Raw genomic sequence first — 25760 nt, 5'->3', positions numbered from 1 at the left:
GCGCGGACCGCCGCCGAAGCCGCCGCCGCCGCCGCCGCCGATCGGGCCGCCGCCGAAGCCGCCGCCGCCGAAGCCACCGCCGCCGCCGCCAAAGCCGCCACCGCCGCCGAAGCCGCCGCGACCATAACCGCCACCGCGCGAGCCGGAATCGAAGTCGAATCCGCCGCCTTCGTCAAAACCGCGATTGCGCTTGTCGTCACCGCGTCCGCGGCCGCCACGCCGCTTGTCGTCATAGCTCATCTGGAATAACCGTCTTTCAAAAGTCGTGTACCGCCCAATAACTGGCCCCGGTCTGGCACCAATAGCCGGACTTCCACCGCCGCCTGACCTCCCGCGCCGGACCATCCGGCGGCGAGGCCCCATTCTCCCCCATCGGGGCCGGACCTTTCATCGACTAGCGTCACTTTCGAATAGGACATTCTTGGGCAGACACTCGACTTCAAGACGGCACGACAGGATGGCGCAATCCGGCAAAACCACATGGCAAACAGCATTGCGCCAGCATTAACATAGCTTATTGCGAAGCCATCCGCGAGTCGGAATCTCAAGCGCCCGAATCCGGCCCGCGCCGGGCAGGGGAAGCGGCGTTTCAGGGCCTGTCGCGGCGCTCCTCCCAGCCGGAAAGCTCGCCGCCAGCGTTCCAGGCGGAAAGGCTGAGGCCGCGCCCCTCCACGGCCTCCGCCCGCCAGCGGTCCGCCCGGGCCAGCGCGGAGAGATCCCGGCCCCGGCGATAGAGGAAAAGGCCGATTCCGGCCGACACCACGACGAGCGCGTTCAGGACCGCCTGCCCGGACCCCGAACCGGAGTCCCGGGCGAAGAAGGCGGCGGCGGCCACCAGCAGGAGCAAAAGCGCGCCGTCGGCGATGGCCCGCCGGCGCACGCGCCCGGCGAGGCGCGCCTGCCGCATCTGCGCCGCCCGGCGTTCGGCGGCGCGGCCCGTCGTTTCCATGTTCACACCCGTCTCCTGCCTGTGTCAGGCAGGATTACGGCCATGGCCGTGCGGGTTTAGCCTCAGGCGAGCGTTGCCAGCACCGAACGGTCGAACGGGGTGAAATCCTGCCGCCCCTCGCGCACCTTCACCGCCCAGTCGGGATCGACGATCAGCGCGCGGCCGACCGCCACCAGATCGAACTCGCCCGCTTCCAGCCGGCCGACCAGCCCGTCGATCGGGGTCGGCTGCGATTCCTCGCCCTTGAAGCCGGCGAGGAATTCGCCCGAAAGGCCGACCGAGCCGACGGTGATCGAGGGCTTGCCGGTCAGCTTCTTCGCCCAGCCGGCGAAGTTCAGCTCGGAGCCTTCGAACTCCGGCTCCCAGAAGCGGCGCTGCGAGCAGTGGAAGATGTCCACCCCGGCGTCCGAAAGCGGGTTCAGCCAGTCGGCCAGCGCCTGCGGGCTGGCGGCGAGCTTCGTCGCATAATCCTGCTGCTTCCATTGCGAGAGGCGCAGGATCAGCGGGAAATCTGGGCCGACGGCCGCGCGCACCGCCGTCACCACCTCGCGGGCGAATCGGCTGCGGTCGGCGCCCCAGACGTCGTCGCGGTGGTTGGTGCCCTGCCACTGGAACTGGTCGATCAGATAGCCGTGCGCGCCGTGCAGCTCGACCGCGTCGAAGCCGAGGCGCTTCGCGCTGGCGGCGGATTGCGCGAAGGCGGCGATCGTCGCCTCGATGTCCGCCACCGACATGGCGTGGCCCCAGGCCCGATCGGCGCTGTAAAGGCCGGACGGGCTTTCGGCGCCGGTCTCGTCGTTGTTGCGCGGGTTGATCGCCGAGCCGACATGCCAGAGCTGCGGCGCGATCTTGCCGCCCTTCGCGTGCACCGCCTCCACCACGCGCGCCCAGCCTTCCAGCGCCGCCTCGCCATGGAAGTGCGGCACATTGGGGTCGTTCGCGGCGCCGGGACGGTTCACCACCGTGCCTTCGGTGATGATGAGGCCGACCTGCGCCGCCGCCCGCCGCTCGTAATAGCGCGCGACATTCCCGCCGGGGACGCCGCCGGGCGAGAAGCTGCGGGTCATGGGGGCCATGACGATGCGGTTGGGGAGATCCAGCTTCTCCGAATGGAAGGGGCGGAACAGCGATTCGATCTGGCTCATGATGTCTCCGACGGTGCGGCAGGCGGTTGCGGTTCAGCGGGGGCGGGTGATGGCCGGCGGGTCGCTGGCGGGGAAGCTGTCGTCCAGCTCCTCGTCCAGCTCGCGGCTGCGGGCCAGCTTGCGCACCCGGTCGTTTTCGGCCTGGCTCTTTTCCACCCGGGCGAGCTGGTCGGCGCTTTCGTCGAGCTGGCGCGCCTTGAACTCGGCATAGGGCTCGCCATAGACATGGTTGCGCGCTTCCTCGCGCGTCAGCGGCTGCGGCGTGGCGATCGACGCCTCGGCCAGCCAGTCGGCGAGGCAGTTGCGGCAGTAGCCGGTGCTGGCCATCATCTCGGCGTTGGACACGTCCTGGCGCAGGCGCAGATGCTCCAGCAGCCGGCGGAAGGCCGCGGCCTCCAGCGCCTCGATTTGCGGATGGGTATTGGCGTCCATGAATTCGTCCCCTCTGGTTCCAGAGTGCCGGCTGCAATCTGGTCGTCTCATGATGGCGGCTATATGGGAAGGCAAAGAAGATTTTGCATACCCTAAAGCGTGAGAGGAAAAGCGTCCTGACCAGCAACCGCCCTCCCCGTGCCCGCCATGTGCGCGTGCTCGCCACCCTTGGCCCCGCTTCGAACAGCGTGGAGCGGATTCGCGCCCTCTACGAAGCCGGCGCCGACGCCTTCCGCGTGAACATGAGCCATGGCGACGACGCCTCCAGGCTGAAGCTGATCGAGACGGTGCGCGGGCTGGAGAGCGAGCTGGGGCGGCCGATGACGATCCTGGCCGACCTGCAGGGGCCGAAGCTGCGCGTGGGGCGCTTCGCCGAAGACCGGGTGGAGCTGAGAGCCGGGCAGCGCTTCCGGCTGGATTCGGACGAGACGCCCGGCGACGCGGAGCGCGTGCGCCTGCCGCACCCGGAGATCCTCGCCGTGCTTTCCCCCGGCCACCGCCTGCTGCTGGACGACGGCAGGCTGGTGCTGAAGGTGACCGCCGCCGGCGAGGGCTGGGTGGAAACCGAAGTGCAGGTGCCGGGCGCGCTTTCCAACAACAAGGGGCTGAACGTGCCCGACGCGGTGGTGCCGCTGCCGGCGCTGACGGCCAAGGACCGGCACGATCTTTCGCTGGCGCTGGAGGCGGGAGTCGACTGGGTGGCGCTGTCGTTCGTGCAGCGCGCCGACGATGTGGCCGAGGCAAAGAAGCTGATCGGCGGCCGGGCGCTGCTGATGGCGAAGATCGAGAAGCCGGCGGCGATGGACGATCTGGAGGCGATCGTCGAACTGGCCGACGCCATCATGGTGGCGCGCGGCGACCTGGGCGTGGAGCTGCCGCCGCAGGAGGTGCCGGGCGCGCAGAAGCGGATGGTCGCGGCGGCGCGGCGGGCGGGGAAGCCGGTGGTGGTGGCGACGCAGATGCTGGAATCGATGATCCTTTCCCCCAGCCCCACCCGCGCCGAAGTCTCGGACGTGGCGAACGCCATCTACGACGGGGTGGATGCGGTGATGCTGTCGGCGGAAAGCGCCGCCGGGCAATGGCCGGTGCAGGCGGTTGCGATGATGGACGCCATCGCCCGCGAGGTGGAGCGCGATTCCGCCTATGAGGGGCAGATCGGCTTCGTGGAGACCATTCCCGAGCCGACCACGGCGGACGCGCTGTGCGCCGCGGCGCGCGGCATCCAGAAGACGGTGGATGCGGTGGCGGTCGTCTGCTTCACCACCTCCGGCTCGACGGCGCGGCGGATCGCCCGCGAGCGGATTCCGGCCGGGCTGCTGGTGATGACCCCGAAGCTCGCCACCGCCCGGCGGCTGGGGCTGACCTGGGGGGTGCACGCCGTTCACACCCGCGACATCACCGATTTCGAAGGGATGGTGGCGAAATCGAAGCGGATGGCGATCCGCCACCATGTGGCCGAGGCCGGCGACCGGCTGGTGGTGATGGCGGGCGTGCCCTTCGGCGTGCCCGGCTCCACCAATGTGCTGCATGTGGTGCGGCTGGTGGGCGACGAGCTGGAGCGCCACCGCCGCTGATATGGGGACGTCGATATGGGGGCGTCAGCGGGCCGGGGCGATTCCGGCCCAGGCGTCGGCGATGGCTTGCGTGGAGGTGAGGGCTTCGTCGAGGCTGGCCGCGTCTCCGGCCAGCAGCCGGGCGAGGAGCAGTTCATAGACCCTGTGCAGGCTTTCGGCGACGCTGCCGCCGCGCTCCATGTCCAGCGTCGCGTCCAGCCCCTCGACGATGGCGAGCGCGCGTTCGGTGGCCTTCAGCCGGCGGGCGGTGTCGCCGGCTTCGGCCGCGTCGCGGGCTTCGCGCAGCAGCGCCGTCAGCCGGCGGTAGAGCATCCGCACCAGCTCGTGCGGGCTGGCGGTCGCCACCTTCGCGTCGAGGGAGACGGTGCCGTAGCCGGCCAGCGCCTGACGCTGGAGCGGAGTCGGGCGGGCGGCTTGCAGCGTCTGGAGCATCGTCTTCCCTGTTCGATTGGGGGGGGGGGATAATGGGGGGCGGATCAGTTGCGGCTCCTGGTCCAGAGATCGATCTGCTGTTGCAGATAGCTCTGGGTGGACTTGCTGCGGCCGACCGCAAGGTCGAGCGCGGCGAACTGCTGGGTGTATTTGAGACGCGCCGCCTCGATCCGCGCGTCGAGCGCGGCCTGGTCCTGGGCGATCGACTCCTTCTCGCGCTGGAGGGCGGTCGGCTGGCCGGCGCCGCCTTCGGCGGCGAGGCGGAAACCTTCGGCCAGTTGCCGGAGCTGCCCGCCCTCCTGCCCGAACTCCGCCTTGCGGTTGAGGGCGGTGATCAGTTGCTCGACCGAGGCCGGATGCTCGGTGACGGCGCGGCTGAGGCGGGCTTCGTCGACGAGGAAATTGCCATAGCGGTCGAGCGAGATGCCGATATCGGAAAGGCGGGTGGGGGCGTTGCCGGCGGCCGGGACCAGCGATTGGGTGGTCAGCCCGGAAAGCTGTTGCAGGGCGCGGCGGGTGGCGCTGTCCGCCACCAGCGCGCCGATGGAGCCGGACTTGCCGTTGGACAATTCCCGCCCCAGCCCCGCCAGTTCGTTGAGCGCCGCCGTCACGTCGCGGACGGACTGGCTGAGGAGCGACGGGTCGCGCACGGCCTCCAGCGTGAGTATCTGGCCGGGCGCCGCCTTGGCGAGCGAGAAGCGGACGCCGGGGATGAGGTCGGTGATGGAATTGGCCGGACGGCGGAGTTCGACGCCTTCGATGGCGACGATCGCGTCGGTCGCCGACTGGGTGCGCTGCAGGCCGCCGCCAACGCCTTCGCCGAAGCGGAAGGCTTCGAGCGCCGCGTCGCCCGAGGTTTCGACGACGAATCCAGAGGCATCGCCGAGGCTGCCGCGCAGCATCAGCCGGGCGCCGGCGGCGTCGGACACGATCTGCGCCTGGATGGGGGCGCCGGCCACCGCCGCCGCGTCGTTGATGGCGTTGCGCAGGCCGATGAGGGAGTCGTCGCCCGGGCCGATTTCCACGGTGAGGGCGTCGAGGGCAGAGGGGGTGAGGGCGCCCGCTTCCGCCGTTCCCGCGACGCTGCCGAAGCGGATGGTGAGCGTGCCCTGCCCAACGGCGGCGCCGGCATCGGCGACGGGGGCGGAGGCGAGAGTCTGGCCGCGCGCCAGTTGCCGCACTTCCAGATTCTGCCGGGGAACGGTGACTCCCGGATCGACGGTGAAGGTGACGACGGAAGGGTCGGTGACGGCGGGTATGCCTGACAGCGCTCCCGAGGCCAGCCTTGTGTCCAGCGCGGAAACCAGCGCGTCGATCGCGGTGCGGAACTGGCCCATGGCGGAGATCCGCGCCTCCACCCGTTCGGAGCGCTGGGTGAGGAGCTTCTGGCGTGGTTCCTTTTCGGCCGCGACCAACTGCTCGGTGAGGGCTTTCACGTCTATGCCGGAACCGGCGCTCAGGGATGTGAGGATGTTGACCATGGCGAAAGGGGATACGGCCGCAGGGCCGCAGGCTTTAGCGAGCCATGTGGAGAGGGCGCGCTTTTGCATGGCGGCGCCGACACTTGCGGCCTCGGCTTCGGCCTGCTAGCGCAAGGGCAAGGCATGTTGGCCGCAGGAGCCGGACGGGACCGCGTGGGATCGCAGACCGTCGACAAGGTTTCCGGCTTGGTGCCCGCCGGGTCATAAACGCCGCAGGAAGCGGCGTGGGCGCCGGCCTTATTGTCGGGGTTAGATGCGCGCGATCACAGGAACATCATCGGATCTGAAGCGGAGGCCGCAAGCGGCCGCCGCGTCGCGCCCGCTTCCCCGCCCCCCTTCCCTTTCCGCGCGGACGCCATCCCGGGCCGCCGCGCCTCCTTCACGCCGCGCCCTGCCCCTTTCCGGGCGGCGCGCGGCCCGCGTTTGCGCCCCGCGCGCAGCTTTGTCCGGCGCCACCGGCGCCTCCTTATCGAGCGCCGCCGGCGCCCTTTTGTTCGGCGCCTCCGGCGCCGCCTTGTTTGGCGCCTCCGGCGCCGGGAGAATCCACAATGACTACCAGAATGCTGATCGACGCCCGCCACCAGGAGGAAACCCGGGTCGCGGTCGTGAAGGGCAGCCGTATCGAGGAATTTGACTTCGAGGCCGCCGCCCGCAAGCAGATCAAGGGCAATATCTATCTGGCCAAGGTGACGCGCGTGGAGCCGTCGCTGCAGGCCGCCTTCATCGACTATGGCGGCAACCGCCACGGCTTCCTCGCCTTTTCCGAAATCCACCCGGATTACTACCAGATCCCGAAGGAGGACCGGGAAGCGCTGCTGCGCGAGGAGCAGCGGCTGGTGGAGGAGCATGGCGCCGCCGACGAGGAATATGAGGACGGCGAAGACGGCTTCGAATCCGGCGGCGACGCGCACGCCGACTCGCATGGCGAAACCGGCGAGGAAGGCGAAGGTCGCCCCCGCCCCGAGGAGCATGGCAACAGCGAGGAAGCCGGCGCCGAAGCCCTGCGCCGCCGCCGCATGGCGCTGCGCCGCCGCTACAAGATTCAGGAAGTCATCCGCCGCCGGCAGGTGATGCTGGTGCAGGTGGTGAAGGAAGAGCGCGGCAACAAGGGCGCGGCGCTGACCACCTATATCTCGCTCGCCGGCCGCTATTCGGTGCTGATGCCGAACACCGCGCAGGGCGGCGGCATCAGCCGCAAGATCGCCAACGCCGCCGACCGCAAGCGGCTGAAGACCATCATGGCCGAGCTGAACCTGCCCTCCACCATGGGCGCCATCGTCCGCACCGCCGGGCTGGAGCGCACCAAGACCGAGATCAAGCGCGACTTCGATTATCTGACCCGGCTGTGGGACGAGATCCGCGACAAGACCCTCACCTCCAGCGCCCCGGCGCTGATCTACGAGGATTCCGATCTGGTGAAGCGGGCCATCCGCGACATCTACAGCCGCGAGATCGACCAGGTGCTGGTGGACGGGGCGGAGGGCTATGCCCACGCCAAGAATTTCATGAAGCTGCTGATGCCCAGCCACGCGAAGAAGGTGCAGCTTTACAACGACCCCGTGCCGCTGTTCCACCGCGCCGGCGTCGAAACGCAGCTGGCGCAGCTTCTGAACCCGGTGGTGACGCTGCGCTCGGGCGGCTACATCGTCATGAACCCGACCGAGGCGCTGGTCGCCATCGACGTGAACTCGGGCCGCTCCACGCGCGAGTACAACATCGAGGAAACCGCGCTGAAGACGAACATCGAGGCAGCCGAGGAAGTGGCGCGGCAGCTTCGCCTGCGCGACCTTGCCGGCCTCGTCGTCGTCGACTTCATCGACATGGAATCGAACGGCAACAACCGCAAGGTGGAGCGGGCGCTGAAGGACGCGCTGAAGCAGGACCGGGCGCGGATCCAGGTGGGCCGCATCTCGTCCTTCGGGCTGCTGGAGATGAGCCGGCAGCGGCTGCGCACCGGCGTGCTGGAAGCCTCGACGCAGGTCTGCCCGATGTGCGACGGCTCCGGCCTCGTCCGCACCGACGGCTCGGCGGCGCTGGCGGCGCTGCGGATGCTGGAGGAAGAAGCGGTGAAGGGCCGCGCCAGCCACTTCCGGCTGCGCGCCGACAGCTCGGTCGCCGTTTACATGCTGAACCGCAAGCGCGCCGAACTGGCGGAGCTGGAAGGCCGCTACGGCGTGATCATCGAGGTGGTGCCCGACGAAAGCCTGATCGGCGGCCGGGTGGTGATCGATTCCAGCGGCCCGCCGCCGGCGCAGGCGCCCAAGCTGGTGGCGCTCGCCTCCCCGGTGGCGCTGGAAGCCGATGAGCTGGACGCCGACGAGCCGGAAGAGGATATCGAGGAAGAAGAGGACGAAGCCGAAGAGCGCGCCGATGGCCGCGAGGAGCGGGGCGGGCGCGATCGCCGCCGCCGTCGTCGCCGCCGGGGCGGGCGCGACCGGGAGGGGCGTGAGCCCACCGAAGCGCGCGAAGCCGGCGAGGAAGCCGAAGGCGTGACTGAAGGCGTGGCCGAAGCGGGCGAGCCCGCGGAGCTTGCCGAAGGCGGCGAGGCGGCGGAAGCTGGGGATCGCGAGCCGCGCCGCAAGCGCCGGCGCCGGCGCCGGGGTGGGCGCCGGGAGAATGGCGAGGCCGTGCAGGGCGAAGCGCTGGCCGAAGGCGATGAAGGCGCAGAAACCGGAGCCGGGGAAGGCGACGAGGCGCCGGAAGCGGTTGTGGAAGCGGTCGAGAGCGCGGCCGAGGTGGTGGAAACCCCGGCGGAACCGCTTGCCGAAGCGGAAGCCGCCCCGGAAAAGCCCAGGAAGCGCGTGAGCCGGGCGAAGAAGGCGCCGAAGGCGGAAGCCGAGGCGGCTGTGGCGGTGGAAGGCCCAGTGGAAGGCTCGGTGGAAACGGCGGCGGAAGCTCCGGCGGAGGTCGCCGTCGAGGCGGAGCCGGCGGCAGAGGGGAAGCCCGCGCCGAAGCCGCGCAAGCGCGCGACGCGGGCGAAGGCGCCGAAGGCCGAAGAAGCCGCCGTGGCCGAGACCGCCGATACGCCCGCCGAGGCAGCGCCGGAAAGTGAGGCCGAAGCGGTGGAGCCGGCGCCGAAGCCCAAGCGCGCGCGCAAGCCGGCCGCTTCCAGGGCGAAGGCCAAGGCGCCGGTGGCGACCGAAGCCGAGCCGGTTGCGGAAGCCGCCCCGGTGGAAACGCCTTTGGTGGAAGCGCCAGTGGCGGATGCGCCTGTCGCCGATGCCTCCGCTGCCGATGCCCCGGTCACGGAACCGGACGCCGAGCCGGATGGCCCGCCCCGGCGCGGCTGGTGGCAGCGCACCTTCGGCAATTAAGCGCCGGAACAGATAAAAAACGCGCGCGGCGGAATGGAAATTCCGCCGCCCCGTCGCTATGTGCGCCGCCATGTCCGCGCATGAAGCCAGCGAAGAGGCGGCCGAACGCCCCTGCCCCGGCCCTCCGGGGCGCATCGCCTATGCGGCGGAGCTGCGCTCGCTCAGGGAGCTTTCGGCCTTTCGCAAGCAGCGCATCGCGCTGATCCGCGAACTTCCGCACTGGCCCAGCCGGCATGTGCTGGTGCTGCCCGGCTTCCTCTCCGGCGACTGGGCGACCTTTCCGCTGCGCTCCGTGCTGTCGGCCATCGGCCACAAGGTGGAAGGCTGGGAACTGGGGCGGAACATGGGGCTTCGCCCCGGCCGCTTCGAGGAACTGGAAGGCCGCTTCCTGACCTTCGCCGGCAAGGCGGGGGAGCCCATCGCGCTCGTCGGCTGGAGCCTCGGCGGGCTTTACGCCGTGGAACTGGCCCGCCGCTACCCGGAAGCGGTGCGGCAGGTGATCACCATGGGCTCACCGGTTTCGGGCTTCCTGCAGGCCAACAACGCCTGGAAGCTTTACGAGCGGGTGGCAGGCCATCCCATCGCCGACGCGCCGGTGGACTGGAAGCCGGGCGCGCTGCCGCCGGTGCCCTTCACCGCGATCGCGGCGAGGGGCGACGGCATCGTCCATCCGGAGGCGGCGCAGGCGCGGCCGGGGCCGCTCGTGGAAAATCTGCATGTGGAGGGCACGCACAGCGGGCTCGGCTGGAATCCGCAGGCGATCCGCCTTGTTGCCGACAGGCTGGCGCGCAGCTAGGCTTTTTCGCGGAATCATCACGGGGGAATATTCATGGCATCGACCTGGCTTGGCGTGATCCTGATCGGTTTCTTCGCGGGGCTTCTGGCCCGGCTGATCTCCAGCGACCCGCGCAACCCGCAAGGCTGCCTGCTGACCACCTTCCTCGGCATCCTCGGCGCCGTGCTGTTCTCCTGGATCGGGCAGGTGACGGGGATGTATGCGCAAGGGGAGTCCGCCGGATTCTTCGGGGCGGTGATCGGCGCGCTGATCGTGCTGGGGCTTTGGCGGATGCTGATCAACAAGCCCTGATATTGGGTTGGGCGACCTAGTTTCGGCGCGCCGGGCTTGATCCGGGGTGCGGTTTTTTTTGCGGCTACGGTGGTGGGGAAAGAAGCTGGACCCCGGGTCTAGCCCGGGGTGACGTGGAAAGCGGAGGGGAAACCGGCGGCGGTTTTTGGGTGGCGCGGTTGCTCCCCCCTCCCCAACCCTCCCCCCGGTGGGGGGAGGGAGTTTTTTCAGAGGATGGCGGCTATCTGGCCTATCAGCGGCTTGTCGGCCGGGGGCATCGGCAGGTGGAACAGGTCGTTCACCCGCACCCATTGCATCCGCTGGCCCTCGCGCGCGGTGGGGGTGCCCCGCCATTTGCGGATGGCGTAGGCCAGCAGCAGCAGATTCACCTTTTCATAGGCATGGGAAGCGAAGCCGCAGGGCGCGAGGCAGCTTGTTACGGTTTCGAGGCCCAGTTCCTCGTGCAACTCGCGCACCAGCGCGGCTTCCGGGCTTTCCAGCGGCTCGACCTTGCCGCCGGGGAATTCCCAGAGGCCGGCCATGTCCTTGCCGGGCGGGCGGTCCGTCACCAGGATGCGGCCGTCGGCGTCCACCAGCACGGCGCAGGCGACCGTCAGCAGGGGGAGCGCGCGGGAGGGGCTGCCGCCGGGGCAGTCCAGTGTGTCAGCCGACAATGAGCTTCAGCCGCTCGCCGGGTTGCAGCGCCCGGTTGGCGATGCCGTTCAGCGCCAGGAAGCTCTGCACCCGGTTGTAGGGGGCGGACATCTGCGCCGCCAGACGCTCCGGCGTGTCGCCCGCCTTCACGGTGACGAGCTTGATGCGGCGCCCCCGGCCGGCGGCTTCCGCCTCGGCCGCCGTCAGCTTGCGGAAGGAGGTGACCATGCCGTCGAACTGGGCGCCACGGCCGGCCGGCGCGATGGTGCGCAGCACATAGACCTGATTGCCCGTCCCCCGGAAGGCGTTCACCGACACGTCGAGCTGCTGCCCCTGCCGGTTGCTGAGCCGGGCCTGCGACAGGCCGGCGTCGAAGCTGTTCACCTGCCGCTCGGCGTAGCTGGCCTGCGGCATGGAGCCGGCGGTTTCCTGCCACACCTTGCGCACGACATCCTGCAGCGGCACGTTCGGCCCGGCCTGCACGCCGGTGAACATGAACTGCGCGCCGTCGCGGCCCTGGCCCGCCACCGCCTGCGGGCTGTTCTGGAGCTGGAATCCGGGGGGCGCGTCGAAGGCGAGGCGAAGCGAGGCGTGGCGGAAGCTGGGGCCGCTGATGATCCCCTGATCCGGGGCGTCGCCATAGGTCATGCCGTCGATCGCCGACAGATAGGCGTCGCGGTTGGTGGCGCCGCCGACTCCCGTCTGCGCCGCCTGCCGGCCGACGCGCTGCACCCGCTCCGCCGTGACCGGGTGGGTGGAAAAGATGGAGTTGAGGCCCTGGCGCTGGAAGCTCTCCCGCCCCTCGACGGCGGCGACCCGGTCGAGCGCGGCCAGCATCGAGGCGGCCGCGCGCGGGTCGTAGCCGGCGGAAATGGCGTAGCGCATGCCCAGCGTGTCCGCCTCATTCTCCTGCGAGCGGGAGAAGCCGGCGACCCAGGCGCCGGCGCCGGTGTTGACGAGGTTGGCGGCGTCCCCGCCGAGGAGCACCGAGGCCGCCAGCGAGCCGAGGGCGCCGATGGTGGCGCGGCTGTTGCGCTTGTCGGAATGGCGGGCGGCGACATGGCCGGCTTCATGGCCGAGGACGGAGGCCAGCTCCGCCTCGTTGTTGATCATCGCCAGCAGGCCGCGGGTGATGTAGAGATAGCCGCCGGGCGTCGCCATGGCGTTGGGGACGGGGGAGTTGAGGACGGTGACCTTCCAGTCCTCCGCGCGCGAGCCGGGGACGGAGGCCATCGCCACCATCACGCCGACGCGCCGGACATAATCGGCCAGCGGCCCGTCGACGGCGCCGCCGAACTGCTGCACGATCTGCTTGTAGCCCTCCGCGCCGATCTGCCGGTCCCTGGGCGACAGGCCGGTCAGGGCACGGGCCTGCTGCTGGGCCTGCTGCTGCGCCTGCGCGGGGGCGGCGGCCGGAACCGTCGCCACGGCGAGCGCGGCGGCGATCGCCAAGGCGCCTCCGGCGTGTTTCAGCGCGCCTCCGGCGTGTTTCAGGGCTTGCAGCATCCTCTCGCCCCTCCCTCTCAGGCCGCCTGCGCGAAGGCCAGGAAACGGGCGCGCCGCGCGGCCTTCAGACTGTCTGCCGGCAGGGCTTCCAGCCCGTCGAGCGCGGCGTCGATCGCGTCGCCCAGAAGGGCGATGGCGTCTTCGGGGGCGCGGTGGGCGCCGCCCACCGGCTCGCGCACGACTCCGTCTATCACCCCCAGCTCGGCGAGATCCTGCGCCGAGATGCGCATGGCGACCGCCGCGTCCGCCGCCTTCGCCGCGTCGCGCCAGAGGATGGAGGCGCAGCCTTCGGGCGAGATCACCGCATAGACGGAATGTTCCAGCATCAGCACCCTGTTGGCCGCCGCCAGCGCCACCGCGCCGCCCGAGCCGCCCTCGCCGATGATGACGGAGACCATCGGCACTTCGGCTTCGAGGCAGGCTTCGGTGGCGCGGGCGATGGCCTCGGCCTGGCCGCGCTCTTCCGCGTCGATCCCCGGATAGGCGCCGGGCGTGTCCACCAGCGTGACGATGGGCAGGCCGAAGCGGCTGGCCATGCGCATCAGCCGCGCGGCCTTGCGATAGCCTTCGGGCTTCGCCATGCCGAAGTTGCGCTTCACCCGGCTTTCGGTGTCATGGCCCTTTTCATGGCCGATCAGCATGACCGGGCGGCCGCGGAAATGCGCCAGCCCGCCCAGGATCGCCGAATCGTCGCCGAAGGCGCGGTCGCCCGCGAGCGGCACCCAGTCCTCGAACAGCTGCTCGACGATGACGAGGAAGCGCGGGCGGTTGGGATGCCGCGCCACCAGCGTCTTCTGCCAGGGGGTCAGCTTGCCGTAGATTTCGGCCAGCAGCCGGTTGCGCCTCGCCTCGATCGCCTCACGCTCGGCGGCGCGCGCGGTGTCGGCCGCGAGGCTTGCGATTTCGGCGTCGAGGGCCGCGACGGGTTTTTCGAATTCCAGTATCTGCGCCATGCACCCTCCAGTTGGTCAGAGCCGCCGATAAATCAAGCGCCACACATCATGGCCCAGCCTGCGGGCCTTTTGCGCGAAGCGCGTGTCCGGCCAGTCTGCCGGCACCCGTTCCCAGTCGTCCGGCGTTTCCGCCGTCCATTCGAAGCGGCGATCGGACTGCATCACCGCCAATGTGTGGCGCATGTAGCCGACATGATCTGTCGCCACCCTGAATTCGCCGCCGGGCTTCAGCTTCGCCGCCACCACCGACAGCGGGCCGGGGTTCACGAAGCGCCGCTTGGCGTGGCGGGCCTTGGGCCAGGGGTCCGGGTGGAGCAGGTAGAGCGTGTCGAGGCTGGCGTCTGGCAGGCGCTCCAGCACGTCGAGCGCGTCGCCGCGGTGGATGCGGACATTTTGCAGCCCGCGCGCCTCCACCTCGGCCAGCAGGCCGGCGACTCCGTTCAGATAGGGTTCGGCGCCGATGAAGCCGGTGCCGGGCGCGCGCCCGGCCTGGAAGCCCAGATGCTCGCCCTTGCCGAAGCCGACTTCGAAGGCGAGCGAGCGGCCGTCGCCGAACAGGCGTTCGGCGCTTAGGGTGCCTTCGCCGGGCACGGCGAGGGCGGGCAGCAGCTCGTCCACCAGCCGCTGGGCGTTCGAGCGCAGCGGATGGCCCTGGGCGCGGCCGTAGAGGCGGCGGATGGAAAGCGGATCGGAGGCGGTCACCCGGCCCGTCTAAAGGCTTGGGCCGGTTCTGCCTAGCTTCCGGCTCCCAGGTGCAGGCGGCGGCCGATGCCGATGGCCTTCAGAAACGCCTCGTCGTGGCTGACGGCGACCAGCGCGCCGTCATAGGCGGCGAGGCCCTGTTCCACGGCTTCCAGCGCGTCGATGTCGAGATGGTTGCTCGGCTCGTCCAGCAGCAGGAGCGGCGGCGGGCGAAGCCCCAGAACAGAGGCCAGCCCGGCGCGCAGCCGTTCTCCGCCGGAAAGCGTGCCGACACGCTGGAGCGCCGCGCCGGCGCGGAACATGAAGCGGGCGAGGGCGGCGCGGACATCGTTCTCCGTCGCGCCCGGATTGAGGGCGCGGAAATTGTCGCGGATGGAAAGCGCCGGGTTCAGAAGCGACACCTCCTGGTCGAGAAACGCCAGCGGGACATGCACCGCCATCCGCCCGGAGAAAGGCCGCAGGCGGCCGGCCAACAGCGCCAGCAGGGTGGATTTGCCGGCGCCGTTCGCCCCGGTCACCGCCAGACGCTCCGGCCCAATCAGGGCGAGATCGAGATCGCCGAGGACATATTCGCCTTCCACATGGCCGGTGCCGACCTTCTCCAGCTCGACGACGCGGCGGCTCGGCGAAAGCCCGGTGGAGGGCATGGCGACCGCCAGCGGGTTCACCACTTCGATCCGCCCGCGCGCGCTTTCATGCGCCTCGCGGGCGGCGGCGATCCGGCTTTCGGCGATCCGGCCATGGCCGCCTCCGGTCTTTTCGGCGCGGTCCTTGCGCAGCCCCAGGTCGATGGCGGGCTCGTCGCCCTTCATTGCCTTGCGCTGCCCCGCCGCGTCGCGCCTTGCCTGCTTCTCGGCGTTGCGGGTTGCGCTGCGCTTCGCATCCGCCAGCGCTTTTTCCGCGTCGGCCAGGCGCTGTTCGGCGGCCGCCTGCGCCTCGGCCTTCCGCGCGCGATAGGCGCTCCAGCCGCCGCCATAGGTTCGGGCGCCGTCATGGCCCAGTTCGACGATCCGGTGCATGGCTTCCAGGAGCGCCCGGTCGTGGCTGGCGACGACCGCCACGCCGCGCCAATCGGCCAGAAGCTGCGCGATCGCCGCGCGACCATCGGCGTCCAGATGGTTGGTGGGCTCGTCCAGCAGCAATATGTCCGGCTCGGCGAAAAGCAGGGCGGCGATGGCCGCGCGGGTGCGCTGGCCGCCCGACAACCGGTCGAGCGGGGTTTCCGGCGGCATCGACAGGCCGACGCCGGCGAGCAGGGCTTGCAGCCGCGATTCCAGCAGCCAGTCGCAGGCCTCGAGCTGCTCCGCACTGGCTTCGCCGCTTTCCGCCAGCCGGATCAGCGCCAGTCCGTCGGCCACGCCGATCAGCCCGGCGATGCTGGCGCCGGGCGTCGGCTCCACCTGCTGGCGGAGCGTGGCGACGCTGCCCGCCACCGAGACGGCGCCGGCCGAAGGCGCGCATTCGCCGGAGATCAGCTTCAGGAGCGTCGATTTGCCGGAACCGTTGCGACCGACGAGACCAGTCGGCCCGGGACCGAAGGCGAGATTCAGTTGCCGGAATATGGGTCGGCCGTCCGGCGTGGACCAGCCGAGATCGGACAGGGTGATGGAGGCAGGCATGGATGATCGCTTTCCCAGGAGAGACGTTCGGGGTTCAGCGATTGAAATCCATTCGATCCTTGCTCCTGCCTTCGACCATTCCCAGATGCCCATTCGAAGGGCCATGCGCAAGAGGCGCGAGCGTTTGAACGCGGCGCGCCGATGCGCTAAGGCCCGGCCCGACTTCCCGTTTACGCCAGCCCCGAAGGACCGACGTGGCCTACCAATATTCTTATGTCATGAAGGGTCTCACCAAGACCTTCCCCGGCGCCCCCAAGCCGATCCTGAACAACATCCACCTGCAGTTCCTGCCGGACGCGAAGATCGCCATCATCGGCATCAACGGCGCCGGCAAGTCCACGCTGATGAAGATCATGGCGGGGATGGACAAGGATTTCGCCGGCGAGGCCTGGGCCGCCGAAGGCGTGCGCGTCGGCTATCTGGCGCAGGAGCCGCAGCTCGATCCCGACAAGACGGTGCTGGAGAATGTGAAGGACGGGGTGCGCCCGGTCGCCGACATGATCGACCGTTTCAACGCCATCTCGGCGGAAATGGGCGAGCCGACCGACGACACCGATTTCGACGCGCTGATGGCGGAAATGGGCGAGCTTCAGGAGAAGATCGACGCGGTGGACGGCTGGACGCTGGACAACCAGCTGGAGATCGCCATGGACGCGCTCCGCTGCCCGCCGGGCGACTGGCCCGTCACCAGCCTGTCGGGCGGGGAAAAGCGGCGGATCGCGCTTTGCCGCCTGCTGCTGGAGAAGCCGGAAATCCTGCTGCTGGACGAACCGACCAACCATCTGGACGCGGAATCGGTGAGCTGGCTGGAGCAGCATCTGAAGGATTACAAGGGCAACGTCATCCTCGTCACCCACGACCGCTACTTCCTCGACAATGTCGTGAACTGGGTGCTGGAGCTTTATTACGGCCAGGGCATCCCCTTCGAAGGCAATTACTCCGCCTGGCTGGAGGCGAAGGCCAAGCGCATGGCGCAGGAGGAGCGGGAAAGCGAAAGCCGCACCAAGGCCATCAACCAGGAGCTGGAGTGGATCCGCTCCAGCCCGAAGGCGCGGCAGACCAAGTCCAAGGCGCGGATCAAGGCGTTCGACGAGCTGGTGGCGAAGCAGGACGCGCAGCGCTCGTCCGACCGGCAGATCCTCATCCGCAACCCGGAGCGTCTGGGCTCGACGGTGATCGAGGCGACCGGGCTGACCAAGGCCTATGGCGACAAGCTGCTGTTCGAGGACCTGACCTTCACTTTGCCGCCGGGCGGCATCGTCGGCGTGATCGGGCCGAACGGCGCGGGGAAGACCACTCTTTTCCGCATGCTGACCGGGCAGGAGCAGCCCGACGAAGGCACTATCAAGATCGGCGAGACGGTGCATCTGGGCTATGTGGACCAGAGCCGCGACGCGCTCGATCCGAACAAGAATGTCTGGGAGGAAGTCTCGGGCGGGAACGAGCGGTTCACCTTCGGCAAGCAGGAAGTCTCGACCCGGGCCTATGTCGGCGCCTTCGGCTTCAAGGGCACCGACCAGCAGAAGAAGGTGGGGCAGCTTTCGGGCGGTGAGCGCAACCGCGTGCACATGGCCAAGATGCTGAAGGAGGGCGGCAACGTCCTGCTGCTCGACGAACCGACCAACGACCTCGACGTGGAAACGCTGCGCGCATTGGAGGAGGCGCTGGAGAATTTCGCCGGCTGCGCCGTGGTGATCAGCCACGACCGCTTCTTCCTCGACCGCCTCGCCACCCATATCCTGGCGTTCGAAGGCGACAGCCATGTGGAATGGTTCGAAGGCAATTTCGAAATGTATGAGGCGGACAAGCTGCGGCGGCTGGGGCCGGCGGCGGAACGGCCGCACCGGTTGCAGTATAAGCGGCTGACGCGGTAGCGGGGGGTTGCGCTGCTGCGTCGGGCGCGCTGTTCGTCGCAGGTTGCTTCCCCCCTCCCCAACCCTCCCCCCTGCGGGGGGAGGGAGCAGGGGCGGTTTCCTGTCTCCCTCGCCCCGCTTGCGGGGGAGGGTCGGGGAGGGGGACGACGTGCGAAGGATATCTCCAGCCTCGTCAGCGCTTGAACGCGAAAAAGCTAAGGCTCGCGCCCAAGGTTGCCGAAAGGTGGCGCGCTGCGTGCCTGCGCCCTGTTTTCGGTGAGGAGCATATGGGCGAAACGCAGCGGGCGCGTCACGGCCATGTGCAGGCGGCCCAGACGCTTGGCGTAAAATTCCGGGTGCACCACCGCCCGAGGACTTTCGAGCGCATTCAATGCAAGCGCCTCGCCCCATTTGCGGACGCTATCCGGCACGCCTCCTCGAAAATAAAGTATCATATTCTGGCGATACCAGCTTTCCACATCCGCTTCGTTCCAGAGCGCGAAGCGGATTCCATCAAAGGCTTCGAAACCGAGCGCCGCAAAACGGCCAACCCAATATTCCGGCCAGCGTTCGTTCACATGATGCTGGCCGCCCTGTAGCGGAATGGCGGCGGACACCAGCAGCACATCGCCCTGCCGGGCCAGAAAGCGGGCCAGCATGTCGGCGCGGTCAGCAGTCACATGTTCCAGAAACTCCAGCGATGTTACCAGATCATATTTCCCAAGCGGCAATGTTGGCGCCGGGTCGGCGCTTGCCTTCTGGAAGTCTATCTCGGTAAACTCACCGGGGCGTAGCACCTGCGCAGCCGGCGCCCATGGACCATCTATCCCATGAACCTGCCGGACACCGCGCGCCCGAAACGCCTCCAGCCAGCCGCCGGTTCCGCAACCCACGTCCAGCACGGATTCCGGCCGAAGGAGCGGCAGGATCAAATCCGCGACGATGGCCGCGGATCGTTCCGACCCCGGACGATAGGCTGCATAGCTGTCGTGCACATAAGCATCGGTCATCGATATCCCCGATGAAGCCTTTGGCGGTACGCCCCCGCGTAAGGCTTCACACCATGATCCCTGGTGATCGGGGAGTTAGCAAACCGACGTAGATCGGTCCCTACGACCTTTAGGCTGGGAAGCCCTGGACATACGCCGCAGGCTCCCCGACCATAGGGTCAAGGATGTGCGAGCCGCATCGGGCAGCCCAACCGTCTACGTTCGGGGTTGCTACGCCCCGGGAACCGTGCGTTCCGGCTCCACCCTTGAATATGGGGTGTGCGGGCGCTGAAGTTCAACCGAAAATTGACAACGGTTCCGTTTGAACGGGTCGGATCGCCACAGGCCCGTCACCCCGGGCTTGACCCGGGGTCCGGCTTTTTCTCTGCGGCGCCGTGGCAGGGAGAAGCTGGACCCCGGGTCAAGCCCGGGGTGACGGAGGTTTCAAGACGGAGGTTTCAAGACGGGGGTGATAGCGGCTTCAAGGCAGGGGTGATGGGGGTTTGGCGGGGTTTACCGGTAGTTTCCGAATGTCGTTTCCCGGCTTTTTTGCTTTCGGAAAGCGGATTGGCACCGGCGGCCCCCTCGGGCTATGCTTGGCGCCACAGGCCGCCCCAGGGGTGGGGCGGGCCGCAACCTTGGGGGACGCACGCATGCCCACAACCTCGCAGAAACTCATCGCCGAGCTGATCGGCACCTTCTGGCTCGTCTTCGGCGGCACCGGCAGCGCCGTGCTGGCCGCCGCCTTCCCCGATGTGGGGATCGGCCTGCTCGGCGTTTCCTTCGCCTTCGGCCTCACCGTCCTCACCATGGCCTATGCGGTCGGCCCGATCTCCGGCGGGCATTTCAACCCGGCCGTGACGCTCGGCCTCTGGGCCGGCGGCAAATTCCCCGCCTCCGGGATCGGCGGCTACATCGCCGCGCAGCTGGTGGGGGGGATCCTCGCCTCCGCCGCGCTCTACCTGATCGTCTCGGGCCGGCCCGACTTCGCGCTGCAACTGGGGGGCCTCGCCTCCAACGGCTTCGGCGAGCATTCGCCGGGCAAGTTCAACTTCCTGTCCGGCGCGGTCACCGAAGTGCTGCTGACGGCCGGCTTCCTGATCGTGATCCTGGGCGCCACCGCCCGCCGCGCCGCGCCCGGCTTCGCGCCGATCGCCATCGGCCTGGCGCTGACGCTGATCCACCTCATCTCCATCCCGGTCACCAACACCTCGGTGAACCCGGCGCGCAGCACCGGCCCGGCGCTGTTCGAAGGCGGGCTGGCGCTGTCGCAACTGTGGTTCTTCTGGGTCTTCCCGATCGTCGGCGCCCTCATCGCCGGCTTCGCCTGGCGGGCGCTGCTGGCCGAGCGCGACTGACGCCTTACCTGAAGACCGCCTCGCGGAAATGTCGGCGGCGGACGGCCAGATAACGGCCGTCGCCGCCGATTTCCGTTTGCGCGAGGGGCCCCATGGACATGAAGCCCCGTCTGCGCCATGGGGCCACGCCTGCCGAATGCCGGGGGGGGTGGCGGCCATGCGGGCCATGCGCCACGGGGCTTGACCGGCGGTTCGCGCATTCTAAATAGGACCAAGTAAGTCCGAATTGCCGGAACGGAGTCGATGCTGCGCCTTTCAAACCTTGCCGATTATGGCGTCGTGGTGATGACCGCCGCCGCTCGCTCCGCGGCGGAAGGGCGGCTGACGTCCGCCGCGCAGGTCGCCTTGCTGACCGGAATCCCGGCGCCGACGGTCGCCAAGCTGATGGGCCAGCTGGGGCGGGCCGGGCTGCTGTCGTCCCAGCGCGGGGTGGCGGGCGGTTTCACGCTGGCGCGGGCGCCGGCCGAGATCAGCCTTGCCGATATCGTGGAGTCGATCGACGGGCCGATCTCGCTGACGCATTGCGGCCAGCCGGGCGCCGACTGCTGCGGGCTTTCCACCTCCTGCCAGGTGAAGCCGCACTGGGCGCCGGTGAACCGCGCCGTGCGCGACGCGCTTTCCGGCGTGTCGCTGGCGGTGCTGGCGCAGGAAAGCCTGCCCGAAACGCTCAAGGTGCCGGCATGACCGCGACCCTTCCCGAAACGCGCAACGCGGAAGCCGCCGCCGCCGTCGAGGAGCTTTCCAGCTATAAATGGGGCTTCGCGACCGAGATCGAGCAGGATTTCGCCCCCAAGGGGCTTTCCGAGGACACGGTGCGCTTCATCTCGGCCAAGAAGGGCGAGCCGGAGTGGATGCTGGAGTGGCGGCTGAAGGCCTATCGGCTGTGGCTGAAGATGGACGCGCCCGACTGGGCGAAGCTGAAGATCCCGCCGATCGACTATCAGGACGCCTATTATTACGCCGCGCCCAAGGCGAAGCCGACGCTCGCCAGCCTCGATGAACTCGATCCGGAGATCCGCCGCACCTACGAGAAGCTGGGAATCCCCATCGAGGAGCAGAAGGTGCTCGCCGGGGTGGAAGGCGCGCGCAAGGTGGCGGTGGACGCGGTGTTCGACAGCGTCTCGGTCGCCACCACCTTCCGCGAGGAACTGAAGCGGGCGGGGGTGATCTTCCTGTCGATCAGCGAGGCGATCCGCGAATACCCCGATCTGGTGCGCCGGCATCTGGGTTCGGTGGTGCCGGTGCGCGACAATTATTTCGCCTGCCTCAACGCGGCGGTCTTCTCGGACGGGACGTTCGTGCTGGTGCCCAAGGGCGTGCGCTGCCCGATGGAGCTTTCCACCTATTTCCGCATCAACGCGGAAAACACCGGCCAGTTCGAGCGGACGCTGATCGTCGCCGAGGAAGGCGCCTATGTCAGCTATCTGGAGGGCTGCACCGCGCCGCAGCGGGACGAGAACCAACTGCACGCCGCCGTCGTGGAACTGGTGGCCGAGGCGGATGCGGAGATCAAATATTCCACCGTCCAGAACTGGTATCCCGGCGACAAGGACGGCAAGGGCGGCATCTACAATTTCGTGACCAAGCGGGCCTTGTGCCGTGGCGCGCGGAGCAAAGTGAGCTGGACGCAGGTGGAGACCGGCAGCGCCATCACCTGGAAATATCCGAGCTGCGTGCTGATGGGCGAGGATTCGGTGGGCGAGTTCTACTCGGTCGCCGTCACCAACAACCATCAGCAGGCCGACACCGGCACGAAGATGATCCATATGGGCAAGGGCAGCCGCTCCACCATCGTCGCCAAGGGGATTTCGGCCGGGCGTTCCGACAGCACCTATCGCGGGCTGGTGCGGGTGGGGCCTTCGGCGGAAGGCGCGCGCAACTTCACCCAGTGCGACAGCCTGCTGATCGGCGACAGGTGCGGCGCGCACACCATCCCCTATATCGAGGTGAAGAACCCCAGCGCGCAGATCGAGCATGAGGCGACCACCAGCAAGATCAGCGAGGACCAGAAATTCTACGCGATGAGCCGGGGGCTTTCCGGCGAAGAAGCGGTGGCGCTGATCGTGAACGGCTTCTGCCGCGAGGTTTTGCAGCAACTGCCGATGGAATTCGCCGTGGAGGCGCAGAAGCTGCTGGGCATCTCGCTCGAAGGATCAGTTGGATAATGCTTGAAATCACGAACCTCCACGCGACCGTCGGCGAGCGCGAGATCCTGAAGGGGCTGACCCTTTCGGTGAAGGCCGGCGAAGTGCACGCCATCATGGGGCCGAACGGCGCCGGCAAGTCCACGCTGGCGCATGTGCTGGCCGGGCGCGAAGGCTATGAGGTGACGAAAGGCTCCGCCCATTTCGAAGGGCGCGACCTGCTGGACATGGAACCGCACGAGCGCGCCGCCGCCGGGCTGTTCCTGGGCTTCCAGTATCCGGTGGAAATCCCCGGCGTTTCCAACCTGCTGTTCCTGCGCACCGCGATGAACGCGCAGCGCAAGCTGCGCGGCGAAGCCGAAATCTCCGGCGCCGAGTTCATGAAGAAGGTGAAGGCGGAGTCGGCGACGCTCGGCCTCGACATGGACATGCTGAAGCGGGGCGTGAACGTGGGATTCTCCGGCGGGGAGAAGAAGCGCAACGAGGCCTTCCAGCTGGGCATGCTGGAACCGAAATTCGCGCTGCTGGACGAGACCGATTCCGGGCTGGACATCGACGCGCTGCGGATCGTTTCCGAAGGCATCAACCGCTTCCGCTCGGCGGAGCGCGCCGTGCTGCTGATCACCCATTACCAGCGGCTGCTGGACCATGTGCGCCCGGACGTGGTGCATGTGCTGGCGAAAGGTCGAATCGTCGAGAGCGGCGGGCCGGAACTGGCGCTGCGGCTGGAAGCGCAGGGCTATGAGGGCCTGGCCGCGTGAGCGCGCTTCCCACCCGCAAGGACGAGGCGTGGCGCTACAGCGACATGGCCGCCGTCGCCGCGCTGTGGCCGCCGCAGCCGGCGCGGCTGATCTCCGTGCCGGCGGGTGAAGCGCGCGCGGATGTGCTGCGGGTGACGGAAGGCGGAATCCACGACCTGCGGGTGGAGCTGGGCGCAGGCGCGCGGCTGAATCTGGCGCTGCTGGTGCAGTCGGCCAGCTATGCGCGGGTGGCGCTGGTAGCGCATCTCAAGGCCGGGGCGTCGCTGGATTTCGGCGGCGTGCTGCTGGGGGCCGGCGCCGTGGTGCAGGAGATCGTGACCGACATCCGCCACGACGAGCCGGACGCGGAAAGCCGGCAGCGCGTGCGTGTGGTGATCGACGAGCGGGCGGTGGGCACCTATCTTGGACGCATCGCGGTCGCGCGCGACGCGCAGCGGACCGATGCCGCGCAGTCGGCGCGGGCGCTGGTGCTGAAGCGCACGGCGACCGCGAACCTGAAGCCGGAACTGGAAATCTACGCCGACGATGTGAAATGCGCCCATGGCTGCACCGTCGGCGAACTGGACAAGGCGGGGCTGTTCTACCTGCAATCGCGCGGGGTGCCCCGGCCGGAAGCCGAGGCGCTGCTGACCCGCGCCTTCGTCGCCGATGCCTTCGCCGGGCTGGAAGACGCCGCCGCACGCGAGGCGCTGGAGGCGGAAACGGCCCGATGGCTGGAGGCGCGGGCATGAGGCCGCTTGCCGCCCATCATGTGCGCCCGCCGCAATTGCTGGACCTGCGCGGGGAGTTTCCCGGCGTGCCGGCCGACTGGGCCTATCTGGACGCCGCCGCCACCTCGCAGAAGCCGCGCGCGGTGATCGAGGCGATCACCCGGGCCTATGCGCAGGATTATGCCACCGTGCATCGCGGGGTTTACGCCCGCTCGGCGAAGATGACCGAGGCTTATGAGGCCGCGCGCGAGCGCGTGGCGCGCTTCATCGGCGGCGCGCCGGAGGAGTGCGTCTTCGTGCGCGGCGCGACCGAGGCGATCAATCTGGTGGCGCAAAGCTGGGGCGACGCGAACATCGGCGGGGGCGACCGCATCCTGCTGTCGACGCTGGAGCACCATTCCAACATCGTGCCCTGGCGCCTGCTGGCCGACCGGACAGGGGCGGAGATCGACGTGGCGCCCTTGACCGCCGAAGGCGGCATCGACGAGGCGGCGCTGGTGGCGCTGATCGGCCCGCGCACGAAGCTGGTGGCAGTGGCGCATGTGTCCAACGTGCTGGGGGCGGTCGCCGACATCGCCCGCATCGCCCGCGCCGCGCATGCGGCGGGCGCGAAGCTGCTGGTGGACGGCTGCCAGGCGGCGCCCCGGCTGAAGGTGGATGTGGCGGCGCTGGAGGCGGATTTCTACGCCTTTTCCGCGCACAAGCTCTATGGCCCGACCGGGATCGGCGTGCTCTGGGCGAAGGCCGACATTCTGGACGCGATGCCGCCCTGGCAGGGCGGCGGGGCGATGATCGACGAGGTGCGCTTCGAGCGCGTGACCTATGCGAAGCCGCCGCAGCGGTTCGAGGCGGGCACGCCGCATATCGTCGGCGCCATCGGCCTTCATGCCGCCATCCGCTGGGTGGAGGAAGTGGGGATCGAGGCCATCGACCTGCACGAACGCGCGTTGCTGGGGCTGGCAAGGGCCGAGCTTTCGCGGATGAACGATGTGCGGCTGTTCGGGCCGGAGGATTCGGCTGGAATCCTCTCTTTCGCGGTGGGGGATATTCACCCGCACGATATCGCCACCATATTGGACGAAGGCGGGGTCGCCATCCGCGCCGGCCATCATTGCGCGCAGCCGCTGATGCGCTGGCTGGGGGTGCCGGCCACCGCCCGCGCCAGCTTCTCCGCCCATTCGAGCGAGGCCGATGTGGCGAAGCTGGTGCAGGGTATCGAACGAACGACGAGGATTTTCGCATGACCGACGCCCCGGAAAAGCAGCCGCCCGTGCGCCGCTTCGACGTGGAACTGGTGGAGGAAGCGCCGCAGCCGAAGCGCGCCGGGCCCGTGGGCGCGCCCGAGCCGCGCCGCGAGCGCGACTATCTGGACGGCTTCCTGGCGCAGGGCGCTCCGGCCGAGCCGATGGAAGGCGACGATCTGAAGGACTCGGTGATCGCGGCGCTGCGCGACATTTTCGACCCCGAGATTCCCGTGAACATCTACGACCTCGGCCTGATCTATGGGGTGGAGATCGTCGACGGCCATGCGACCATCACCATGACGCTGACGACGCCGCACTGCCCGGTGGCGGAATCGATGCCGGGCGAGGTGGAGTTGCGGGTGATGTCCGTGCCGGGGATCGCCACGGCGGACGTGAACCTCGTCTGGGATCCGCCGTGGAATCCCGCCGCCATGTCGGACGAGGCCCGGCTGGAGCTTGGAATGCTATGACCACCGACACGCTTGCCCGCCCTGCCCGCCCGCGCCCGGCGCCGATCACGCTGACCCCCGGCGCCGAGCGGCGGATCGCCGATTTGATCGCCAAGGCCCCCGGCCCGGTGGCCGGCGTGCGGCTTTCCACCCCGAAGCGCGGCTGTTCCGGCCTCGCCTATTCCATCGACTATGTGGAAACGGCGAAGCCCGGCGACGAGGCGATCGAGACGCCTTCGGGCACGCTGTTCGTGGACGGCGGCTCGCTGCTCTACCTGATCGGCTCGGTAATGGACTGGCGGGAGGATGATTTCACCGCCGGCTTCGTGTTCGAGAATCCGAACGCCAAGGGCAGCTGCGGCTGCGGCGAAAGCTTCACCGTCTGAGACCCTATCGCCTGTCCGGCGCGCTGGACGGCGGCTGGC

General features: G+C 69.0%; 25 protein-coding genes. 14 read left to right on the top strand and 11 right to left on the bottom strand.

The features are described from left to right. The coding region (locus L6Q21_RS07185; protein WP_237830111.1) for a hypothetical protein at positions 1–249 on the top strand (249 nt) is incomplete at its 5' end. 340 nt (positions 250–589) lie between these two features. Here the strand turns inward: L6Q21_RS07185 and L6Q21_RS07180 are convergent. Genes L6Q21_RS07180 through L6Q21_RS07170 form a run of 3 tightly spaced genes read right to left on the bottom strand, consistent with a single transcriptional unit; the run spans position 590 to position 2526 of the window. Next, positions 590–955 (bottom strand): hypothetical protein, encoded by a 366-nt coding sequence (locus L6Q21_RS07180; protein WP_237830110.1) that lies wholly within the window; start codon positions 953–955, stop codon positions 590–592. A gap of 56 nt (positions 956–1011) precedes the next feature. Then, positions 1012–2094, bottom strand: coding sequence for an NADH:flavin oxidoreductase (locus L6Q21_RS07175; RefSeq protein ID WP_237830109.1), 1083 nt, complete (start codon positions 2092–2094; stop codon positions 1012–1014). Positions 2095–2127: 33 nt separating this feature from the next. After that, on the bottom strand, positions 2128–2526 hold the full coding sequence (locus tag L6Q21_RS07170) for a DUF1244 domain-containing protein (protein WP_237830108.1): 399 nt from the start codon (positions 2524–2526) through the stop codon (positions 2128–2130). A gap of 116 nt (positions 2527–2642) precedes the next feature. On the opposite strand from L6Q21_RS07170, the gene pyk reads away from it, so the two are divergent. After that, the gene (gene pyk, locus L6Q21_RS07165) at positions 2643–4100 is read left to right on the top strand and encodes a pyruvate kinase (protein WP_255696799.1); all 1458 of its coding nucleotides are present in this window, start codon (positions 2643–2645) and stop codon (positions 4098–4100) included. Positions 4101–4124: 24 nt separating this feature from the next. On the opposite strand, the gene L6Q21_RS07160 is transcribed toward pyk, so the two are convergent. Together L6Q21_RS07160 and fliD are read right to left on the bottom strand one after the other, a co-directional pair. Next, the gene (locus L6Q21_RS07160; protein ID WP_237830107.1) at positions 4125–4532 is read right to left on the bottom strand and encodes a flagellar export chaperone FliS; all 408 of its coding nucleotides are present in this window, start codon (positions 4530–4532) and stop codon (positions 4125–4127) included. Positions 4533–4576: 44 nt separating this feature from the next. Continuing rightward, positions 4577–6082 carry a flagellar filament capping protein FliD gene (fliD, locus tag L6Q21_RS07155; RefSeq protein WP_237830106.1) on the bottom strand — a complete coding sequence of 502 codons (1506 nt, stop codon included), beginning with the start codon at positions 6080–6082 and terminating at the stop codon, positions 4577–4579. 479 nt (positions 6083–6561) lie between these two features. Between fliD and L6Q21_RS07150 the strand changes: the two genes are divergently transcribed. The 3 genes from L6Q21_RS07150 to L6Q21_RS07140 all read left to right on the top strand — a co-directional run bounded on the left by L6Q21_RS07150 (position 6562) and on the right by L6Q21_RS07140 (position 10414). Then, complete coding sequence (locus L6Q21_RS07150; protein WP_237830105.1) at positions 6562–9327, top strand: Rne/Rng family ribonuclease; 2766 nt, start codon at positions 6562–6564, stop codon at positions 9325–9327. Positions 9328–9397: 70 nt separating this feature from the next. Next, positions 9398–10123, top strand: a complete 726-nt coding sequence (locus tag L6Q21_RS07145; protein ID WP_237830104.1) for an alpha/beta fold hydrolase — start codon at positions 9398–9400, stop codon at positions 10121–10123. A gap of 33 nt (positions 10124–10156) precedes the next feature. Next, positions 10157–10414, top strand: a complete 258-nt coding sequence (locus L6Q21_RS07140) for a GlsB/YeaQ/YmgE family stress response membrane protein (protein WP_237830103.1) — start codon at positions 10157–10159, stop codon at positions 10412–10414. A gap of 206 nt (positions 10415–10620) precedes the next feature. Here the strand turns inward: L6Q21_RS07140 and L6Q21_RS07135 are convergent, their stop codons facing one another. The 5 genes from L6Q21_RS07135 to L6Q21_RS07115 are packed head-to-tail and all read right to left on the bottom strand — an operon-like array spanning position 10621 to position 15827. Further along, entirely contained in the window at positions 10621–11067 is a 447-nt protein-coding gene (locus L6Q21_RS07135; RefSeq protein WP_237830102.1) for a (deoxy)nucleoside triphosphate pyrophosphohydrolase, read from the bottom strand. Further along, positions 11057–12553, bottom strand: a complete 1497-nt coding sequence (locus L6Q21_RS07130; protein WP_237830101.1) for a M48 family metalloprotease — start codon at positions 12551–12553, stop codon at positions 11057–11059. Before L6Q21_RS07130 ends, L6Q21_RS07135 begins: the two co-directional genes overlap by 11 nt. A 17-nt stretch (positions 12554–12570) precedes the next feature. Continuing rightward, positions 12571–13506, bottom strand: coding sequence for an acetyl-CoA carboxylase carboxyltransferase subunit alpha (locus L6Q21_RS07125; RefSeq protein WP_237830100.1), 936 nt, complete (start codon positions 13504–13506; stop codon positions 12571–12573). Between the two features lie 15 nt (positions 13507–13521). Next, positions 13522–14208 carry a tRNA (guanosine(46)-N7)-methyltransferase TrmB gene (gene trmB / locus L6Q21_RS07120; RefSeq protein WP_237830099.1) on the bottom strand — a complete coding sequence of 229 codons (687 nt, stop codon included), beginning with the start codon at positions 14206–14208 and terminating at the stop codon, positions 13522–13524. A 32-nt stretch (positions 14209–14240) separates the two neighbouring features. After that, positions 14241–15827, bottom strand: a complete 1587-nt coding sequence (locus L6Q21_RS07115) for an ABC-F family ATP-binding cassette domain-containing protein (protein WP_237830098.1) — start codon at positions 15825–15827, stop codon at positions 14241–14243. A gap of 194 nt (positions 15828–16021) precedes the next feature. Between L6Q21_RS07115 and ettA the strand changes: the two genes are divergently transcribed. Continuing rightward, the gene (ettA, locus tag L6Q21_RS07110) at positions 16022–17701 is read left to right on the top strand and encodes an energy-dependent translational throttle protein EttA (RefSeq protein ID WP_237830097.1); all 1680 of its coding nucleotides are present in this window, start codon (positions 16022–16024) and stop codon (positions 17699–17701) included. A gap of 194 nt (positions 17702–17895) precedes the next feature. Here ettA and L6Q21_RS07105 read toward each other — a convergent pair whose 3' ends face one another. Beyond that, a complete protein-coding gene (locus tag L6Q21_RS07105) occupies positions 17896–18690 on the bottom strand; it encodes a class I SAM-dependent methyltransferase (RefSeq protein ID WP_237830096.1) in 795 nt (264 codons plus the stop codon). Between the two features lie 632 nt (positions 18691–19322). On the opposite strand from L6Q21_RS07105, the gene aqpZ reads away from it, so the two are divergent. The 8 genes from aqpZ to L6Q21_RS07065 all read left to right on the top strand — a co-directional run bounded on the left by aqpZ (position 19323) and on the right by L6Q21_RS07065 (position 25721). Then, positions 19323–20027 carry an aquaporin Z gene (gene aqpZ, locus L6Q21_RS07100; RefSeq protein ID WP_237830095.1) on the top strand — a complete coding sequence of 235 codons (705 nt, stop codon included), beginning with the start codon at positions 19323–19325 and terminating at the stop codon, positions 20025–20027. Between the two features lie 243 nt (positions 20028–20270). Next, positions 20271–20711 carry an SUF system Fe-S cluster assembly regulator gene (locus L6Q21_RS07095; protein WP_418895811.1) on the top strand — a complete coding sequence of 147 codons (441 nt, stop codon included), beginning with the start codon at positions 20271–20273 and terminating at the stop codon, positions 20709–20711. Then, entirely contained in the window at positions 20708–22192 is a 1485-nt protein-coding gene (sufB, locus tag L6Q21_RS07090; RefSeq protein ID WP_237830094.1) for a Fe-S cluster assembly protein SufB, read from the top strand. Before L6Q21_RS07095 ends, sufB begins: the two co-directional genes overlap by 4 nt. After that, positions 22192–22932 carry a Fe-S cluster assembly ATPase SufC gene (gene sufC / locus L6Q21_RS07085; RefSeq protein ID WP_237830093.1) on the top strand — a complete coding sequence of 247 codons (741 nt, stop codon included), beginning with the start codon at positions 22192–22194 and terminating at the stop codon, positions 22930–22932. The genes sufB and sufC overlap by 1 nt, the downstream gene beginning before the upstream one ends. Continuing rightward, positions 22929–23663 (top strand): SufD family Fe-S cluster assembly protein, encoded by a 735-nt coding sequence (locus L6Q21_RS07080; RefSeq protein WP_237830092.1) that lies wholly within the window; start codon positions 22929–22931, stop codon positions 23661–23663. The genes sufC and L6Q21_RS07080 overlap by 4 nt, the downstream gene beginning before the upstream one ends. After that, positions 23660–24886 carry a cysteine desulfurase gene (locus L6Q21_RS07075; protein ID WP_237830091.1) on the top strand — a complete coding sequence of 409 codons (1227 nt, stop codon included), beginning with the start codon at positions 23660–23662 and terminating at the stop codon, positions 24884–24886. The genes L6Q21_RS07080 and L6Q21_RS07075 overlap by 4 nt, the downstream gene beginning before the upstream one ends. Beyond that, entirely contained in the window at positions 24883–25356 is a 474-nt protein-coding gene (locus L6Q21_RS07070; RefSeq protein ID WP_237830090.1) for a DUF59 domain-containing protein, read from the top strand. Before L6Q21_RS07075 ends, L6Q21_RS07070 begins: the two co-directional genes overlap by 4 nt. After that, the gene (locus L6Q21_RS07065; RefSeq protein WP_237830089.1) at positions 25353–25721 is read left to right on the top strand and encodes a HesB/IscA family protein; all 369 of its coding nucleotides are present in this window, start codon (positions 25353–25355) and stop codon (positions 25719–25721) included. The genes L6Q21_RS07070 and L6Q21_RS07065 overlap by 4 nt, the downstream gene beginning before the upstream one ends. The last annotated feature ends 39 nt before the right edge of the window (positions 25722–25760 follow it).

It is taken from the genome of Sandaracinobacteroides sayramensis (genome assembly GCF_022014495.1).
GTDB classification, from domain to species: Bacteria; Pseudomonadota; Alphaproteobacteria; order Sphingomonadales; family Sphingomonadaceae; genus Sandaracinobacteroides; species Sandaracinobacteroides sayramense.
The sequence above is the reverse complement of the archived record's forward strand: the minus strand, read 5'-3'. Positions and strand labels throughout refer to the sequence as shown.